Origin of the sequence: Hirschia baltica ATCC 49814 (genome assembly GCF_000023785.1) — a bacterium.
In the GTDB taxonomy this organism is placed as follows: domain Bacteria; phylum Pseudomonadota; class Alphaproteobacteria; order Caulobacterales; family Hyphomonadaceae; genus Hirschia; species Hirschia baltica.
Genome location: NC_012982.1, coordinates 381774 through 398502 on the forward strand (window position 1 = coordinate 381774; position 16729 = coordinate 398502).

A 16729-nucleotide genomic window follows, 5' to 3' on the forward strand; every position below is an offset into this window, starting at 1 on the left:
GGCACACTAGGCTGAACAAGACCCGCCACCCAGCACACAGAAAGTCGCACAATATGTGTGGTTTAGTGGCACAGGTTTGCGGGCCTCTTGAAGTGTTTGGCCCATATCAAAGCGCGTATCATAGGGCAGCAATGTGCAGGGCAATGCGGTTGTATGCGTCTGCCCTTTACGTTTGACGATCATTCGCTGACTGGCGCACATAATGTCTTTGGGGTCTTTATTTAAAATGCCCCAGCATGCTGTTGTAATTTCTGGAGGGTCAGAATTAGGCGTCATTTCTGGGAACAATACCAGCGATTTCGGGTCGCTGGCATTGATAGAAAATCCTTCAATATCAAACAATTCCGCATAGCCTTTTCGCGCTGCGGGTTCACACTCATTATACAAAGCACGCCCTGCTATCGTGATTTGAAAGCCATGCTCTGATAGCCACCGCAATCCCATCATCGCGGTTTCAAAACTGCCTATACCGCGTTCTTTATCGTGATATTCTGAGGTAAAATGGTCGAGGCTGACACGCAATGTGAGCTGGTTTCCAAAGCGTTCTTTTAGGTTGATAAGTCCGGCCTGAATGCGGGGGCGCATCATGGGATGCATGGCATTGGTCAAAACCAAAACTGAGTGCCCACGAACCAAAGATTCTTCTAGCATATCAATAATTTGCGGGGCCATGAAAGGTTCGCCGCCAGTAAAACCTATCTCAACGCCGCACTCATTCTCGCTTTCCAATTCATCAAAAAAGGGAAGGATATCTGCAAGCGTAAGATAGACGAGTCGATCATTGGTGGGTGAACTTTCAATGTAGCAATTCGCGCATTCAATATTACAAAGCGTACCTGTGTTGAACCACAGTGTTTTAATGCCAGAAAAAGGCACAATTGCCCGCGTTTCACCCTTCGCTGTGACACGGGGATCGTCGAACTTTTTCAAAGAATAGAGCGCTTGTTCCATAAATTCCGTTTTAGAGATGTTTTACTATTTTCATAGTCACTTTGCCGTTACGACATGTGAGAATAATTTCAAAAGAATAGATTTTGCGCCTGAATGAAAAGTTGAATAAAGAGCAGATGAGCAAAGGAAAAAGCCATATGGACCTCTCGCAAACGGCTCAAATGCTAGAAGCAACAGCGCGTGCGATCTATAAAGAACGCGGCCCAAATGCCATGCATCCCGGTCAATGGTCTGTGCTGCGTTTTCTCGCTGGTGCAGATGAAAAAGCAAGTGATTTAAACGGTGTGGCTAAGTATTTAGGTGTCACAGCAGGACCAGCCTCAAGAGCTTTAGCAGCCTTGGAAGAGAAAGGGTTAGTGATTGGCGAGGTGAGATTAGATGACCGCCGCAAACGTCGTATGCGGCTTTCTAAATCCGGCATAGCGGCACTAGAAAATGACCCGATCAAACGCGTGGAAACAATACTGAAAGACTTGCCGCAAGACCAGCAGACTGTGTTTGAAGCAACGCTCAAGCATCTTCATACAAAACTAATTGAGGACTGAAACATTGATATTGCTATTGCGGATCTAGGATTTGACCGTCCTGCATGCCGGCATCCATTGCTAGCGTAAAGGCTTGAAATGCCTCAGCTTCTGTGGCCCATGGGCCAAGATAGACACCGTAAAAATCCTTGCCATTGGCACGGCGCGGAATAATTTTAGAAGACCCGATCGCGTATAGTTTGGCATGTAATTTTTGAGCGTTTTCAAAAGATTGAAATGAGCCTGCTTTAATCGTGTAACCTGATGCATTGGATGGCAAGGTCTGCAATTGGGGCGTGTTGGATCGCGAAATTGGGTTGATTTGGCTGGAGGCAACTGAGCTTCGACCCAGGGGAACACCTTGTGTGAAGGTCAGTGTGCGCCCTGCATATTCTTCATCTGTTTTTTGACGTAGGCGTGCATCTTCCAGCTCTCTTTGCTCTTCAATTGGCATAGGAACAGGCAGAGATTGGGCGGAAGCGGCATTCATCACGCTAAATGAGAGGGCTGCAAAACCAGCGCAAATCAGAGTGGATTTTTTGAAAACGGACATGGCATTCGGCCCTAACTACTATAACGCAAACATCTATAATAAACGCAGGAATTGGTTAACCATTGGCTTAGAATGCGGCATGTTGATGACGGGATATTGGTTTTTGTAGCAGAGTTGTTATGTACACGCATAGATCAATTTCTAGGATGCCACCCCATGTCTCATGCGCCAATGCAATATTCAGCCGATAAAGCCACCAAATATGATGAGGTGTGCGCTGAGATTTTGTCCGTAGTCTCCGGTGAGACGAGTGTGACAGCACGTTATGCAACGGCAGCATGTCTGCTTGCGCAGGCTTTTGCACCGGTGTTTTTCTGGACTGGCTTTTATGTTGTTGATCCGCTTAAAAAAAATGAACTAGTCGTTGGCCCGTATCAAGGCACACTTGGCTGTTTGCGCATTCCATTTGGGCGGGGTGTTTGCGGGGCAGCAGCCGCAAAGCGCGAGACGCAAGTGGTTGAAGATGTGCACGCATTTCCCGGACACATTGCCTGTGATAGCCGCTCAAATTCAGAGATCGTGGTGCCTGTGTTGAATGCAGATGGCAGCTTGGCGGCGGTGCTGGATGTTGATTCAGAACAGCACGCTTCTTTTGATGACATAGACAAAGAAAAGCTTGAAGTATTATGCGCGAAGCTGTTGGTGATTTAAAGGGAATGATCTGATTTTATGGATCAATCTGCAAAGCTGAATGATGAAGCAGGACAGACTTTATTGGATGCTTCTCACTATAGGATCTCTTATTTTGACAGAGGATCTGATCAACTCGTCATTACCTTCAATTCGATGGGGCAGATATTAGAGGATGATTTTGGCAGGCATTTTTTTAAGTCGATAAATATTAGCCAGATAAATGTTGCTTGCTCACACAAGGATTTCTTTCAAAGCTTATCACGAGAAAGCTTTTTGCAGGCCGTGAGTTCGGTTATTGCGCAGCACTCAGATATTGTATTTTATGGAACGAGTTTGGGTGGGTATGCTGCCATTTACTTTGGAAGCTTACTCAATGCACGCATATTAGCGATAGCGCCGCGTTTGCCTATCCATAACTATATGGAAGGGCTGCGTTCTTACCATCCCGATATTGAACTTCTGCATACAGACCTTAATCAAGTAAATAGTATGCAAAATAGCGTGCTTGTTGTGTTTGATCCTGAAGATGAAGCAGACTCTAAATTTGTGTCTTATTTTCTGACGGGGCGAAAGAATACCAGATTGATCACGCTAAATGGGGCTGGTCATTTTATTCTCAAACAGCTTAACGCTATCAATATGCTGGGGCCTTGTATTGAGGGGTTTATAAGGTCGGGAGATTTTGGGGAGGATGCGATTGATGTCAGCGCGTTTACACAGCCTCGACGCGCTAAGGCGGAGGCTGCTTTAAATCATGGCGATTTAGCTGCTGCGCGCATTGAGATTGAATATCTTATAAAAATCAGGACCGGACATGACCCGTTTATGACACCATGGGGATTGGTAAAACAATATGTTGAGCTGTGCGATGAGATTGATATTGAGTTGCCGCACATATTGCCGACTGAACATGCTACTTTATCGCGCCGCATGGGGCAGCCTTCAACCCCGCAAAAAATGATGGAAGCGATTATCAAGCATAATTATCTAACATGCCAATATCAGGCGTGTTTGTCGCTCGCAGAGTTGGCGCGTGTTCGTTACCCTGAAAGTCAAATTGCTCGAACTTATGTTGATAAAGCAAGGATTGTGATTGGTAAAATTGGGCCAAATTAAATTCCAGATTGTCGCAAATAAAAAGGCCGCTTCAATTAAGAAGCGGCCTCGCATTTAAAAATCCGGAGGGGTCTCGCAATATCATCAACATATTGCTGAATGAGAATCCGGTTTATGGCTTGCTTATGAAGACTGCCCCATAAGTTTACCATTCAACAAAGACCCAACCTGACCAGTTAAAATGCTCGACATCGGACCACCTCCTTTCAATACGTTAAACCTGATTTGAGTGTGTCAGAGGTTTTTATTTCTTGCAATAGGCTATTATAAAGTCGGGGAAGAAACGCCAGTCTTTACTCACTCGGTTTCAAATATCGGTCCAAGAAAGCATAGCGAGTATTCATCAAATGGATGCTCATATCTGTATCGCGGACACCGTGGCGTTGGCCGGGGTAAGTCATCATTTCAAAAGGTTTTTTTAGCTTTTGAAGTTCTGCATAAACGCGGGTTGAGTTGTCGAATGTGACATTATCATCTGCCATGCCGTGTATCATCAGCATGGGAGAGTTGAGGTTTTTCAGGTGTGGGAAAACTGAGGATTGTTCATAGCCGTCTGGGTTGTCTTGAGGGGTATCCATATAGCGTTCTGTGTAGAATGTATCATACAGAGCCCAGTCTGTGACTGGCGCGCCAGAAACCGATGCCGCGAATGTGCCTTCGGGTGCTTTTAGCGTGGTCATTAGGGCCATATAGCCGCCATATGACCAACCATTCAGGCCAATGCGAGAGCTATCGATGAAGGATAAGGATTTAAGATATTCTACACCTTGAAGCTGGTCGCGCACTTCGATTTCACCTGTCAGGCGGTAGATGACATCTTCAAACTTTTTGCCGCGATTGAATGTGCCGCGATTGTCCAATCGGAAGACGACATATCCCTTTTGTGCGCTCATCACATCAGAGAGTAGCCATTGCTTATTTACACGCTGAACATGCGGCCCACCATACACTTCGACGATGGCTGGGTATGTTTTAGTGGCGTCAAAATCATGAGGTTTTGTGATGGAATAGTGCAAAATCTGTCCATCTTCTGCGGTAATAGTGCCGAACTCTGGTGTGACATGTGCGTCTAGATATTCAAAATAGGGGTGAGTTTCATCAAGGGCGTTTTCTTCTACCCATGCGATGCGAGATCCGTCCGCTTTATACAAAGCAGTTTGCGGCGGTGTTGTTGGAGATTGGAAAGTTCCAACATAAGTTTGTGCATCTGCCGCCATGTTGATTGACCACAAACCACCAAGTTCTGTGATGCGTTCAATTGGGCTGTTGGCTTTTTTATAAGAGGTGCGGTAAAGGCCGGTTTCAATCGGGGTATCTTTATTGGCAGAGAAATACACATAGCCATTTGCTTCATCCACAGCTTCGATGGATTTGACCACCCATTCACCGCTTGTGACTTGATGCGCTTTTGAGCCATCTGCATTGTGAAGCGTGATATGGCGGTAACCACTTTCTTCTGTGGTCCAGATGAAACCACCATTTTCAAGCGCGTTGAAGTCTTTTGATAAATTGATCCAGTTTGGCTGTTCTTCAACATAGGCTTCGCGCACGCTGCCGGTTTTAAGATCAACTTGCAGCATTTCAAGGCGAGTTTGGTCGCGGTTGACGCGCTGAATGAAGAGAGAATTATTGCCTGCCCAATTGACGCGCACAAGATAGGTGTCGGGTGATGCATCAAGCGCGACCTGAACAACGTCTCCTGTTTGTGTGTTTTTGACAAACACATCAACGATTGCGTTTGGGCGACCTGTACGCGGATAGCGTTGGTTGATGACTGTCACATCATTGGCTGCGATATCAAAACGCGGGATTATATCCACAGTGCTTTCATCAACGCGTGTGTAGACAATGTGTTTGTCATCAGGTGACCACCACGTGCCGACATAGCGGCTCATTTCTTCCTGGGCGACAAACTCAGAAACACCATAAGAGATAGCATTGTCTGGATCTGCATCTGGAGAGATTTGGCTTTCCTTGCCGCTGGCGAGGTTGATTGCATAGAGTGCGCCATCACGGATAAAGGAGACGGTGTTTCCCGATGGAGAGATTTCTGCGTTGTATTCAAAGGCTTCTGTGGCTGTGAGTTGTTGAACTTCTGGTGTGGCACCCGTGAGTTTAACAACATAGAGGTCGCCGCCAATTGGGATAAGAATTTGTTCGCCGCGTTTATCCCAATCATAGGATACAATACCCGTGGTTCCGGCGATGCGTTTGCGTTCGCGCAGGGCTTTTTCTTCTTCGGAAAGTTCAAAGCCTTCTGGTTCTAGCAATTGGGAATCGACCAGCATGGTCGCTTGGCCGGTGGAGACATCATAGGCCCAAAGGTCTTGGCGTTGGCGATCATCTTCGCGCGCTTGTAAGAATGTGAGTTTTGAGCCATCGGGCGAATATTTTACGGAGCTGGGAGAAGGGCCAGTCAAAGAAGGGGAACCGGCAATACGTTCAGGCGTCAAAAGTTTCATTTGAGTTTTAGCTTCTGCTGATGTGGGTGTCCCATCAATAGCGCTATTTGTTGGCGCATCAATTGGTGAAGTTGTTTGGTTGCTTGCGGGAAGAGATGCACAGGCGCTTGCTAGCCCGAGACTAAGCGCGAGAAGAGAAACTTGTTTCAGCATGATATGATTTTGACCCCGAGATATGCTCGTTTTTAGATATTTAGGGCAATCTATCCTAATGCGATTTTGTGGCAAGTGTTCAAAGAAACCCAAGAGAATTTGTCTCAGAGAGACCCTAGAACACGCTTTTGTGTGATTTGGTGTCATTCCCAAATTTTAGGCTGTGGGATATGAAATGTGCAAATAGATAGAGGTAATATGATATGAAACTGCTTAAAAAATACGGCTTCGCTGTTGTGATGGTGTTAGCAATCTGTGGGTTTGCTGCGTTCAACGGCATGGGTTTTTTGAGTAAAACTGCCTCTGAATCTGAATATGTCTATGATGGCGAGCCTGAAATTATTGCCGCAACTTTCTCATCTGCTTGGTGTTCTGCTTGTAAGATTTTGGAACCAAAACTGGCGCAAGTGGCACCAGAATTTGCAAACAAACCTGTGAAATTTGTGAAGCTGGATTTTAGCTTGGGCCAAGGCAGCGGGCCGGCTGAAATTGCAGCAGAGAATAACTTCTCTTCTGTTTATGAAAAATATAAAGGCGGAACGGGTTTCACGCTTCTGCTTGATGCTGATTCCGGCGAGATTGTAGATCAGCTGACAGTGAAACTATCTGCTGATGAAATGAAGCAGGTTTTGAAAAATTCCATTCAACAGGTTTCTTAAGGCTTAAAATTAAGCTCTTGAAATAGCAAACTGAGATCGCAGATAGCTGACGATTAATTTGCGGTGTCTGTATATCGCACGAATGGTTAGATTTGTGAGGAACAAAAAGCCATATATAAGCGTGCCGACAAATGTTCCATAAGCAAGACTTTTTAAAACGGCGACATTCGTTTCAACGATCACAACATGCTGCTGGGATTGATTTGTGATTTCTACATCGGTGAGGTGATCTTGTAGCCATAGGGGAATGCGGGTTTTAATATTACAACCAAATTCATTGACGCAATTGGGTTGGATATCTGGTGGCATGTAATATTGGGGTTTCACCTTCACGGAATGGAAAACCATATGCGTGTTCTTATTGAGCAATGCTGCACCGGCCGCGCCTAGAGCAAGCGCAATGCTTATAGCAATAAATATCCGCTGAACCCGAGACATTTTATTGTCTTCCCCAACACTTTAAAAATAGAATAATTAAAAATAATCTGAGAATAGTTCTGCCAGATTGTGTTTTACATGCCGTTAAAAAGCATTGTGAGAGTTTTGGTTAATGGCTGATTTTTAGGGAAGATGAAGAGATATTGTGGTTTCATTTGATATGCGCTGGGGGGATTAATGACTGACATAGACACAGATGAAGAACAAGCAGAAATAATCCAATTTATTACCGCCAGTATGATGGAGGGAGTTAGATTAAGCCATCAATTGGCTATTCAGTTAGTTATCTGGCTGGTTGTCGGCAATGGCGTAATGGCGATGTTCATTCTAGATGGCGTTGTGAATTTAAGAATTTCATTTTCATTACTTACTCAAATCAGCTTGGGCGCTTTTGCTTTTGGGGTTTTAGCAACAATTGCGTCGGCAGGATATTTATACTCGTTGAATCTTCGCGCATTGACTAGTGGGTCAGAAGTGATCGTTGCTTTAATTAAATCAAAGTCAGCTGACGAGAAGAGGATGAATTTGCTGAAAGATGACGTTAAATTGTTGCAGGATACTAAGGAAGAGGTAGAAAAAGGGAGCGCGATATTGTTTGGTTTAGCTGCTTTCTTTTTTATCTTGGGAGGTGTTGTGCTTATCTTCTCATTCAACCTGTCATTGGCGCATTGATCACACTTGCTTTCCGTGCTCATTTCCGGCATTAACTCTGATCTCAATTCATCCCCATTTAGAAGAGTTATCAGCGCACATGGCTATTAAATACGTTTACCAGCTTCAAGGTTTGTCCAAGACTTATCCGGGCGGCAAAAAAGTATTTGAAAACATTCACCTATCATTTCTACCAGATGCGAAAATTGGTGTTGTGGGTTCCAACGGTGCGGGTAAATCGACACTTATGCGCATTATGGCGGGTGTAGATAAAGAATATGGCGGGGAAGCACGCGCAGCTGATGGCGCGAAAATCGGCTACCTTCCACAGGAGCCACAGCTTAGTCATGGTGACACTGTTTGGGAAAACGTGATTGTTGGCTGTCCTGAAAAAGAAGCTTTCGACAAGTTCAACGAAATCTCCATGAAAATGGCTGAGGAATACTCAGACGAGTTGATGGAAGAAATGACGGCTCTGCAAGAGCAAGTGGACCAGATGGATGCTTGGGATATCGATTCCAAGATCGAAATGGCGATGAATGCGCTTTGTTGTCCGCCGCGCGATGCATTGGTTGCGCCGCTATCTGGGGGTGAGAAACGCCGTGTCGCCATTTGTCAGCTACTATTGTCTAAGCCAGACATGCTATTGATGGATGAGCCGACCAACCACCTTGATGCGACGACTGTTGATTGGCTGCAAAACTATCTGATGAATTTCCCGGGCTGTGTGATCCTCGTCACGCACGACCGTTATTTCCTTGACCAAATCACCACATGGATGCTGGAGCTGGATCGCGGTCAGGGTGTTCCATATGAAGGCAATTACTCTGCGTGGATTGAGCAAAAAGCCAAACGTATGGAGCAAGAAGCACGCGAAGAAGCTGGCCGTAAACGCACGCTAAACAAAGAGCTTGAATGGGTACGTTCATCGCCTAAAGCGCGTCAGGCGAAATCAAAAGCGCGTATGTCTGCATATAATGAAAAAGCACAAGCAGCTGAAAAAGAAAAAGTCACAACAGCGCAAATCCGCATTCCGCCCGGCGAGCGTCTTGGGAATGTGGTTGTGGAAGCTGAAGGCTTGCACAAAGGTTATGGCGACCGCCTGCTGATCAAAGATCTAAGCTTCCGTCTGCCTCCGGGTGGTATTGTGGGTGTGATCGGTCCAAACGGTGCGGGTAAAACTACATTGTTCAAAATGATCACAGGTAAAGAAGTTCCAGATGAGGGGACATTCAAGGTCGGTGATACTGTGCAGATGGGTTATATCGACCAATCTCGTGACAGTTTGAATGACGACAATAATGTTTGGCAGGAAATTTCTGACGGACTGGATTATATCGACATTGGCGGTGTGGAAATGTCCTCACGTGCTTATGTGTCTGCATTCAACTTCCGCAAGACGGACCAGTCTAAAATCGTGGGTAAGCTGTCAGGTGGTGAGCGTAACCGTGTGCACCTTGCCAAAATGCTTAAAGAAGGTGGAAACCTGCTTCTCCTCGATGAGCCGACAAACGACCTTGATGTGGAAACACTACAAGCACTGGAAGCGGGTCTGGATGACTTCCCGGGCTGTGCTGTTATCATCTCGCACGATCGCTGGTTCCTTGACCGTATGTGTACCCACATTCTTGCGTTTGAAGGCAATAGCCATGTGGAATGGTTTGAGGGTGATTTCTCATCCTACCTTGAAGACAAGAAGAAACGTTTGGGTGAAGAAGGGGCTACTCCAAAGCGTCCTACTTTCCAAAAATTCTCTCGCGATTAGAATGAAGGGCCTCCATTGGAGGCCTTTTTATTGCCTTATGTTCGTATAATCAGAAACCAGTTCAAGCTTAAATCATGTCAGAACGCATCAAAATTGAAAACGAAGCGCTTATTGTTGAAATCTCGACTTTTGGAGCCGAAATTCAATCCATCAATTCCAAAGATGGACGGCAATGGCTGTGGAATGGTGATGAAGCATGGTGGAGTGGGCGCGCGCCATTATTGTTTCCAATAGTTGGTGGATCCCTCAATGACACAGTGTCTATCAATGGCAATGATTATACGCTTCAACGCCATGGTTTTACCCGCAAAAGCGAGTTTAAGCTGGTTGAGAAAACAGAGACAAGCTGTGTGTTTGAGCTTGAATGGACTGATGCCACGCTAAGCGTTTATCCGTTCAAGTTTACTTTGCGGGCAGCTTATATTCTGGATGGGGCGAAGCTGACAAATTCGCTTGAGGTTATCAATCAAGATGATCAAGACATGCCTTTTGGTGTGGGTTTCCATCCTGCATTTAACTGGCCACTGCCGGGGGCGTCCGCTGATGAACCGCATTTTATCACGCTGGAAAATGGCGCAGAGCCTCAAATGATGCGTCTCAACGAAACATCTTTGTTTGCTGAAGCGCTTTTGCCATCGCCATTTAAAGACGGGAAAGTGCAGCTTGATCATTCTCAATATGAAGATGACGCGATGGTGTTTCCGGCTGGGGCAGGTTCGAAGTTAAGCTATGGCACGCAGGCGGGTGCTAAACTGCATTTTGAATTTGAGAATTTACCAAATCTCGCGCTGTGGCAAAAGCCCGGTGCGCCTTATATTTGCATTGAGCCGTGGCATGGTATGGCGGGTGTGGATGGCAAAGGGACTGATATAATGGAGCGTCCGTCAACATTTGTTTTGCAGGCAGGACAAAGCCAGAGCTTTCAATACAGTGTACTCATTTCTGAAAATTGATAATCACACGCGTTAGTCAAAGCTAGTCGATATAGATATTGTCGGAGCTGGCTGCCTTTACAGCGAGTTTGCTTCCCATTGCTGCCCAGCTTGTGACTTCGCCTGTTGAGATGGTTGCGATAGCTTTCCATTGATTATCAATGCGCTGGAGAATGTATGTCTGTTCCCAGCTGACGATTACTTCACCATCTTGGTTGAATATCGTATCCTTGGTTATTGCGCTGACAGTTTCGGGGGCGATTTCGCAATTTTCGACGACGATTTTCTGCATTTTTGTCATGCCGACGGATTTGCCGAACGTACCGAGCTTTGTGAGGCTTTCCAAAAATTCCGTGGGGTCAGAGAAAGCTAGGTTTCTTTTGTTGGATGTCACAAGGCATGGCAGCGACCACATATTTCGAATGGCCTTGAAGTCATAACTGGCGAATGCATCCGCATAATCATTAAAATAGGTCTGGATCTCGTCATTCACTTCCTTGGATATTGATGAGTTTGTAGGGAGGTTGCCCGTTGTCATGAAGAATTTGCCTTTGCATCTTGTGTTGCGAGTTTGTATTCCCTGTCGCGTTCATGCGCGATGATGCCGCGACTTGTTTCGCTATCATATCCAAATTCTTGTAGCGTGCGTGACGCCATTTGAAGGCCGGCTTCGATTGTCTCGGGTACGACGAAATCAGCGCCTGCCGCATATAATTCACGAGCATGTATGGCGTCATTTGCGCGAACGATAATGGGCATTTGTGGACGAATGGTGCGCATTGTTCTGACAATGGCTTCCACTGAACCTGCATCATCAAGGGTGAGCACAGCCATTGCAGCGCCTTGAATACCGGCTTTTTCCAGAATTTCTTTGCGGGCCGCGTCTCCAAGATAAACTCGCCAACCTTCTTTGCGCATGATGTTGACGCGTTTAGGTCGGCTTTCCAATGCAACAAAGCTTGTTTGTTCTGCTTCCAGAATGCGCGCAACTGTCTGACCTACGCGGCCAAATCCGGCAATAATGACATGACCTTCAAGGTCTGAGTAATTGTTTATGCCTTCTGCGGATTCTTCGCCTTCAACATCAAAGCGTTTTGCTAATATCTGGCCAATTTTAGACATAAGGGGTGTGATCATCATGGATAGGCCGGCAATAGCAGTAATTAATGCGGCTTCCTTGGGGGTGACGACACCGCCTTCGCTGCCTGCGGCCAGTACCACAAATGCAAATTCGCCCGCTGGTGCTAGAAGGAAAGCAGCCTCCAATGCAGTCGACATTTTGCCAGTAAATATTCGACAGGCAATGATAGCAACGGCCAGCTTTATAACAAGAAGCAAGATCAACCCTAGAATGACAATAGGCCAATATTTAAACATTGTTGGAAGGTCTAGGCCCATACCGACAGTCATAAAGAATAGGCCTAGTAGAAGGCTTTTAAATGGTTCTAGATCGACTTCAGTTTGGTGTTTAAATTCGGTCTCACCAAGCATTAAGCCTGCGAGAAAAGCGCCTAACGCCAAAGATAAACCAGCGCTTGCGGTAATAACGGCAGCTCCGACCACGGTTAACAAGGTTGTCGCGATCATAAAGTCACGGCCACCTGTTGTTGCTGCAAGTCGGAAAAGAGGGCGAAGCAGAAAGTGCCCTATGAATAGAATGGCGACCAGAGCGGCAAATCCGTTAAAGGCGGCCTGAAGAATGGCTCCTGAAAGGGCGGGCGTTGCATCTCTTGATAAAAAGCCTGCAAGAATAAGAATGGGTGCAACCAAAATGTCTTGGAATAATAAGACACTTAGTCCTGTTCTGCCGGCTGGAGATGTTGCGCGGTGATCATCTATCAAAAGCTGCATCACGATTGCAGTGGATGATAATGCCAGTGCAAGACCGATAAGCGCGGCGGCAGGCGCTGTCAGGCCGATCATATAGGCGACAATGCCTATCAGGACAGCGCTGATACTTGCCTGCAAGCCACCGGCTCCAAAGACAAGTCTTCTCATTTCCCAGAGCTTTTTAAATGAAAGTTCAAGCCCGAGCAGGAACAGCAAGAATAGGACGCCCAATTCGGCAAAGGGTGCTGCCGCTGCCGGATCGCTCATCGTTAAATAGCTGAGAAAGGGCCATTGGTGTGTGAGGGAACCAAGCCCGATTGGCCCAAGTGCAATTCCGGCTAGAATGAAACCTAGAACTGAGGGGATGCGACAATAGCGTAATGCAGGAATAACAAGACCAGCAGCGAAAAGGAAAACGATCGCATCTTTAATCAAGATTTCCTGACCGGCATGTTGCATGTGGAAGCAGCTCCTATGGCATTGACAATGTTAACTATGAGATGTTCGTGAATGACTTGTCCATATAAGTACATAATTATGCTGTTTTTTCTCTACAACATATGAATAAAAACAGATTTTTGGTTAACCTTTCTACACAAAGTTCGAAATATGAAGCACACTCCCTCAGAGTGATGCTTGAGAGAGAAGCAAGTCTGTTTTGAGAAAGATAACTAAATAGGATTATGAAACTTATTTATTCAAATACGTCTCCTTATGCCCGCAAAGTCCACATTGCGATCCTAGAAAAACAGCTGGAAGGTGATTTTACATTTCAAGAAGTCGACACTCAGCAAGATGCGGAGATTGTGAGAGCTATTAATCCTCTAGGAAAGGTGCCGGCACTGATTACCGTCGAGGGAGAGGTGGTTTTTGACAGTCCTGTCATTTGTGAATTCATTGATACGCTGAGCGGAGTGGTTGAGCTAATTCCGCAGATTAAAAATGCGCGTTTTGTGGTTTTGAGAAATCAGGCGTTAGCAGATGGCTTGATGGATGCTGTTGTGGCGATGGTTGCATTTGAAAAGCATTCTGGAGAGGCTTTGCCTAAGGTGTTGGTCAATAGAAACATCGACACTATTCATCGTGCATTGAATGCAATGGAAAATCAGATTCCAGCTTTGGGTGAAGCTTTTGATCTGGGACAAATTTCATTTATGTCTGCTATTGGATATATTGAATTGCGTTTACCCAAATTGCGGTGGCGTGAGATGAGACCTAAATTGTCGGCATGGTTTGATGAACGAAGTACGCGACCTAGCTTTAAGTCGACTATGCCTAATAGATAGTATTTATAGAATACTTGCTTGGTGACTACTGTTTACAACGTTGTCTAATCTTCATTTTTTCTTAATTATAAATATTAGTGCCGGCTGGAAGCGTATTTTGAGAATTGGTTAGGGGTATATTAGGGCAATTGGAATAGTATTCCTCCAAAGAGGGTGGAATTAGCAAACGTCTCGGGGCTAAGCTATGCAAGTATTCAAGTGCTTATTGTTAGAAGATAGTGCTACACAAGCTAAAATTATGTCTTCTATTCTGAAGCAGGCCGGCTGTGAATGTATGGTCGCTTTATCTGTACGTGAGTACAAAGGGAAGCCGGAATTATTCGACGCTAAATTTGATCTTGTTCTGATTGATATTAATTATGGCGGTATATCTGGCCTTGAATTAATTGGTGATGTGAAGAAGCGTTGGCCCAAAGCTGTTGTGGGTGTGATGACAGCGGATTCAACAGATAATTATAGTGGTTTGGTTGAGGCACGTGAAAGAGGCGTTAAGCTTGTTTTGCGCAAGCCGTTTGGTCTTGAAGAAGCGCGTTCAGCTGTTTCCGATGTCGCATCAATTTTGGCCGGCGGAGGGGTGCGGCTTCACGCTGTCGTGATTGATGATAGTAAAACATGCGGGAAAGTCGCGGCAGGCGTTTTACGTCCCAATGATTATCGTGTGACTGTTTTTGATAACGCTCAAGATGCAATAGGTCGATTAAGTTATGATCACGTAGATGTGGTCATTACGGATCTCTTTATGCCGGGCACTAATGGACATGAAGTTATCAAGCTTGTCCGAGATGTGTGGCCCCATGTTGCGATAGTTGCCATGACAGGCGGTACAGAGGGGTCTGATATCGCCGGACGCGAGTTGAAAACAGCTAAGAGTCATGGTGCAAATGCATTGCTGTACAAGCCGTATGGTGCTGAAGAAATGCTAGCTGCAGTGCGCCATGCATTGGAAGCTCAAAAAGAGATTTATGGTGAGAAAGTTACACCGCTCCCAGGTGGCTTACAGCCAAAAGTAGACAACCGTAACAAGGTGTATTTAGATATCTAATATAAATTAGCCTCCGTAAATAAAAATTGCGAAGGCTAATGTTTTAGATCGAGATAGATCTATAGCTGGTAAAGGCTATGACTGGCTTTTGTTAGCTTTCATCACCCGTCAGCTTTAGCTGGTTCTTAGCCAATTCTTTTTCATTTTTCAGTTTTTCGGTCATCGAATTGATACGCTCGATGAGGACTTCCGCGTTTCCGTTGGATCTATCCAGCAAAGACACAAATTGCGCTCTTTGTTCTTGGGCAAGCCAGATTTGGCTGCCTTCGATATTGAGAGCAACGTCTAGGACTTGATAGTTCGCTGAATCTTTATCTTTCAGTACACGCCATTCGACATTGAATTTTTTATTGTCATTTGTTGCCAATATACGTGTTTTAACAACTGAATCACCTGGGCGAAGATCGACAGAGCCTACTACTTCAATTTCTTCACCACGGAAACGGTCGAGCTGAACTTCGTATACAGCGAGTGCATATGTAATGAAGGCATCAGAATAGGCCTTGAATTCAGCATCCGAAAACTGACGACCATAGCGGCCAACAGCAAAACGGGCGACTTTGTCCATGTCCGCAAATGTATTCATATAGAGGTTGAATTGAGCTGTGCGATCGGCCTCAGTCAATTCTGGTTGGTTGAGTGTGTGAAGAACAGCGTTCGCATTTTCTTCAACAAAGGCTTCGGAGTTTGCGTCAGCCCACGCTGCACCAACGAACATAGTCGTGGCGAGTGCGATCGTAGTGATCTTTTTTAGTATATGCATTGCAGCCCTCCCGGAGGCCTTCAATTGTGTGTATCTTTAATATTCATCATAACTAGGCAAATCTTCGTATGCATTGGGGTTTTCTTGCCCATTTCTTATCGCAGCATCCCTAGTTTGGTCATAAATTCGCCTTACAGCAGTATATGGATCGGCTTGTTGTTCTTTCAGCTCATCAATAGTTTCTATGAAAGCTTCTCGTGCTGACACTGTACCAATGACCGACTTGGCTATTCTAAATTCTGAATCACCCTCAAATTGTGCATAATTGAGAGGTTGCAATGCGCTATCAACGCCTTTTCCAAACAAATCTCTAGGGTTGGTAGACCCTAAGACCGGCAATACAAGGTAGGGGCCGCCTGAAACGCCCCATTTACCCAAAGTTTGACCAAAATCTTCTTTTGTACGTTTGACGCCAAAGCTTCCTGTGACATCTACAAAGCCTGCGACGCCCAATGTAGAGTTCATGGCAAAACGACCCGCTGTTTCGCCGGCTGCGACGAGGTCGCCTTGTAGAATTTCGTTGGCGAATGTGACAGGTTCTCGTAGATTAGACAGTGCGTTCGAGACACCTTCGCGAATATCTTCTGTTGTGATTGCCCGATATCCCTTGGCAGCCGGTTCCAGAATAGCTTTGTCTAACGTATTGTTGACTTCAAACATTTTACGGTTAAAGCCCTCGAATGGGTCATTTGCGTCTGATGATAAATTGCCATCCGCAGATGCACAGCCTGTTATTCCAATGAACGCTAAGGCTGAAACGCATACATATTTATTCATTTCGCGAAATTCCCCTCACATCTAGGCTCGCATATGAGTCTATTGATATCGAAATTCAATAGTCTTAACTGCATCTCTTCTCACGTTGTTTCATAAAGGTCACAATAAATAGAACGATTATTCTAAAATAGTTGTTGGTGGGTTAAAACGCAAGCGCGATACAATTTTGTTTTTGTAAAAACCAATAATATCGC

At 45.4% G+C, this 16729-nt stretch carries 17 protein-coding genes; 9 read left to right on the forward strand and 8 right to left on the reverse strand.

Annotation, left to right across the window (positions count from 1 at the left end):
• Positions 1–6: 6 nt before the first annotated feature.
• Entirely contained in the window at positions 7–951 is a 945-nt protein-coding gene (locus HBAL_RS01770) for a radical SAM protein (RefSeq protein WP_015826206.1), read from the reverse strand.
• Between the two features lie 137 nt (positions 952–1088).
• Here HBAL_RS01770 and HBAL_RS01775 point away from each other — a divergent pair, with 137 nt between their 5' ends.
• Positions 1089–1496: a MarR family winged helix-turn-helix transcriptional regulator gene (locus HBAL_RS01775; RefSeq protein ID WP_015826207.1), complete on the forward strand. Its 408-nt coding sequence runs from the start codon at positions 1089–1091 to the stop codon at positions 1494–1496.
• Positions 1497–1509: 13 nt separating this feature from the next.
• Here the strand turns inward: HBAL_RS01775 and HBAL_RS01780 are convergent, their stop codons facing one another.
• Complete coding sequence (locus tag HBAL_RS01780; protein ID WP_015826208.1) at positions 1510–2028, reverse strand: SPOR domain-containing protein; 519 nt, start codon at positions 2026–2028, stop codon at positions 1510–1512.
• A 156-nt stretch (positions 2029–2184) separates the two neighbouring features.
• Between HBAL_RS01780 and HBAL_RS01785 the strand changes: the two genes are divergently transcribed.
• Together HBAL_RS01785 and HBAL_RS01790 are read left to right on the forward strand one after the other, a co-directional pair.
• Entirely contained in the window at positions 2185–2679 is a 495-nt protein-coding gene (locus HBAL_RS01785; RefSeq protein WP_015826209.1) for a GAF domain-containing protein, read from the forward strand.
• Between the two features lie 18 nt (positions 2680–2697).
• Positions 2698–3777, forward strand: coding sequence for a YqiA/YcfP family alpha/beta fold hydrolase (locus HBAL_RS01790; protein WP_015826210.1), 1080 nt, complete (start codon positions 2698–2700; stop codon positions 3775–3777).
• A 293-nt stretch (positions 3778–4070) separates the two neighbouring features.
• Here the strand turns inward: HBAL_RS01790 and HBAL_RS01795 are convergent, their stop codons facing one another.
• Positions 4071–6392: a S9 family peptidase gene (locus HBAL_RS01795; RefSeq protein ID WP_015826211.1), complete on the reverse strand. Its 2322-nt coding sequence runs from the start codon at positions 6390–6392 to the stop codon at positions 4071–4073.
• A gap of 203 nt (positions 6393–6595) precedes the next feature.
• Between HBAL_RS01795 and HBAL_RS01800 the strand changes: the two genes are divergently transcribed.
• On the forward strand, positions 6596–7051 hold the full coding sequence (locus HBAL_RS01800; RefSeq protein WP_015826212.1) for a thioredoxin domain-containing protein: 456 nt from the start codon (positions 6596–6598) through the stop codon (positions 7049–7051).
• Between the two features lie 9 nt (positions 7052–7060).
• Here the strand turns inward: HBAL_RS01800 and HBAL_RS01805 are convergent, their stop codons facing one another.
• A complete protein-coding gene (locus tag HBAL_RS01805; protein WP_015826213.1) occupies positions 7061–7489 on the reverse strand; it encodes a hypothetical protein in 429 nt (142 codons plus the stop codon).
• A 177-nt stretch (positions 7490–7666) separates the two neighbouring features.
• On the opposite strand from HBAL_RS01805, the gene HBAL_RS01810 reads away from it, so the two are divergent.
• The 3 genes from HBAL_RS01810 to HBAL_RS01820 all read left to right on the forward strand — a co-directional run bounded on the left by HBAL_RS01810 (position 7667) and on the right by HBAL_RS01820 (position 10858).
• Entirely contained in the window at positions 7667–8161 is a 495-nt protein-coding gene (locus HBAL_RS01810) for a hypothetical protein (RefSeq protein WP_015826214.1), read from the forward strand.
• 79 nt (positions 8162–8240) lie between these two features.
• A complete protein-coding gene (ettA, locus tag HBAL_RS01815; RefSeq protein WP_015826215.1) occupies positions 8241–9905 on the forward strand; it encodes an energy-dependent translational throttle protein EttA in 1665 nt (554 codons plus the stop codon).
• 74 nt (positions 9906–9979) lie between these two features.
• Complete coding sequence (locus tag HBAL_RS01820; protein ID WP_015826216.1) at positions 9980–10858, forward strand: aldose 1-epimerase family protein; 879 nt, start codon at positions 9980–9982, stop codon at positions 10856–10858.
• Between the two features lie 22 nt (positions 10859–10880).
• On the opposite strand, the gene HBAL_RS01825 is transcribed toward HBAL_RS01820, so the two are convergent.
• Both HBAL_RS01825 and HBAL_RS01830 read right to left on the reverse strand, forming a co-directional pair.
• Positions 10881–11375, reverse strand: coding sequence for a hypothetical protein (locus HBAL_RS01825; protein ID WP_015826217.1), 495 nt, complete (start codon positions 11373–11375; stop codon positions 10881–10883).
• Complete coding sequence (locus tag HBAL_RS01830) at positions 11372–13126, reverse strand: cation:proton antiporter domain-containing protein (RefSeq protein WP_015826218.1); 1755 nt, start codon at positions 13124–13126, stop codon at positions 11372–11374. The genes HBAL_RS01825 and HBAL_RS01830 overlap by 4 nt, the downstream gene beginning before the upstream one ends.
• Positions 13127–13350: 224 nt before the next feature.
• Here HBAL_RS01830 and HBAL_RS01835 point away from each other — a divergent pair, with 224 nt between their 5' ends.
• Together HBAL_RS01835 and HBAL_RS01840 are read left to right on the forward strand one after the other, a co-directional pair.
• Positions 13351–13953, forward strand: a complete 603-nt coding sequence (locus tag HBAL_RS01835) for a glutathione S-transferase family protein (protein ID WP_015826219.1) — start codon at positions 13351–13353, stop codon at positions 13951–13953.
• Positions 13954–14137: 184 nt separating this feature from the next.
• On the forward strand, positions 14138–14995 hold the full coding sequence (locus HBAL_RS01840) for a response regulator (RefSeq protein WP_015826220.1): 858 nt from the start codon (positions 14138–14140) through the stop codon (positions 14993–14995).
• Positions 14996–15086: 91 nt separating this feature from the next.
• Here HBAL_RS01840 and HBAL_RS01845 read toward each other — a convergent pair whose 3' ends face one another.
• Positions 15087–15758, reverse strand: a complete 672-nt coding sequence (locus tag HBAL_RS01845; RefSeq protein WP_015826221.1) for an MlaC/ttg2D family ABC transporter substrate-binding protein — start codon at positions 15756–15758, stop codon at positions 15087–15089.
• A gap of 36 nt (positions 15759–15794) precedes the next feature.
• Positions 15795–16535 carry an MlaA family lipoprotein gene (locus tag HBAL_RS01850; protein WP_015826222.1) on the reverse strand — a complete coding sequence of 247 codons (741 nt, stop codon included), beginning with the start codon at positions 16533–16535 and terminating at the stop codon, positions 15795–15797.
• Between the last annotated feature and the right edge of the window lie 194 nt (positions 16536–16729).

Coding starts and splice junctions, on each gene's coding strand:
- HBAL_RS01790 (WP_015826210.1), top strand. CDS start 2,698: ATGGATCAATCTGCAAAGCTGAATGATGAAGCAGGACAGACTTTATTG.
- HBAL_RS01770 (WP_015826206.1), bottom strand. CDS start 951: ATGGAACAAGCGCTCTATTCTTTGAAAAAGTTCGACGATCCCCGTGTC.
- ettA (WP_015826215.1), top strand. CDS start 8,241: ATGGCTATTAAATACGTTTACCAGCTTCAAGGTTTGTCCAAGACTTAT.
- HBAL_RS01795 (WP_015826211.1), bottom strand. CDS start 6,392: ATGCTGAAACAAGTTTCTCTTCTCGCGCTTAGTCTCGGGCTAGCAAGC.
- HBAL_RS01805 (WP_015826213.1), bottom strand. CDS start 7,489: ATGTCTCGGGTTCAGCGGATATTTATTGCTATAAGCATTGCGCTTGCT.
- HBAL_RS01780 (WP_015826208.1), bottom strand. CDS start 2,028: ATGTCCGTTTTCAAAAAATCCACTCTGATTTGCGCTGGTTTTGCAGCC.
- HBAL_RS01785 (WP_015826209.1), top strand. CDS start 2,185: ATGTCTCATGCGCCAATGCAATATTCAGCCGATAAAGCCACCAAATAT.
- HBAL_RS01800 (WP_015826212.1), top strand. CDS start 6,596: ATGAAACTGCTTAAAAAATACGGCTTCGCTGTTGTGATGGTGTTAGCA.
- HBAL_RS01820 (WP_015826216.1), top strand. CDS start 9,980: ATGTCAGAACGCATCAAAATTGAAAACGAAGCGCTTATTGTTGAAATC.
- HBAL_RS01830 (WP_015826218.1), bottom strand. CDS start 13,126: ATGCAACATGCCGGTCAGGAAATCTTGATTAAAGATGCGATCGTTTTC.
- HBAL_RS01775 (WP_015826207.1), top strand. CDS start 1,089: ATGGACCTCTCGCAAACGGCTCAAATGCTAGAAGCAACAGCGCGTGCG.
- HBAL_RS01845 (WP_015826221.1), bottom strand. CDS start 15,758: ATGCATATACTAAAAAAGATCACTACGATCGCACTCGCCACGACTATG.
- HBAL_RS01840 (WP_015826220.1), top strand. CDS start 14,138: ATGCAAGTATTCAAGTGCTTATTGTTAGAAGATAGTGCTACACAAGCT.
- HBAL_RS01810 (WP_015826214.1), top strand. CDS start 7,667: ATGACTGACATAGACACAGATGAAGAACAAGCAGAAATAATCCAATTT.
- HBAL_RS01825 (WP_015826217.1), bottom strand. CDS start 11,375: ATGACAACGGGCAACCTCCCTACAAACTCATCAATATCCAAGGAAGTG.
- HBAL_RS01835 (WP_015826219.1), top strand. CDS start 13,351: ATGAAACTTATTTATTCAAATACGTCTCCTTATGCCCGCAAAGTCCAC.
- HBAL_RS01850 (WP_015826222.1), bottom strand. CDS start 16,535: ATGAATAAATATGTATGCGTTTCAGCCTTAGCGTTCATTGGAATAACA.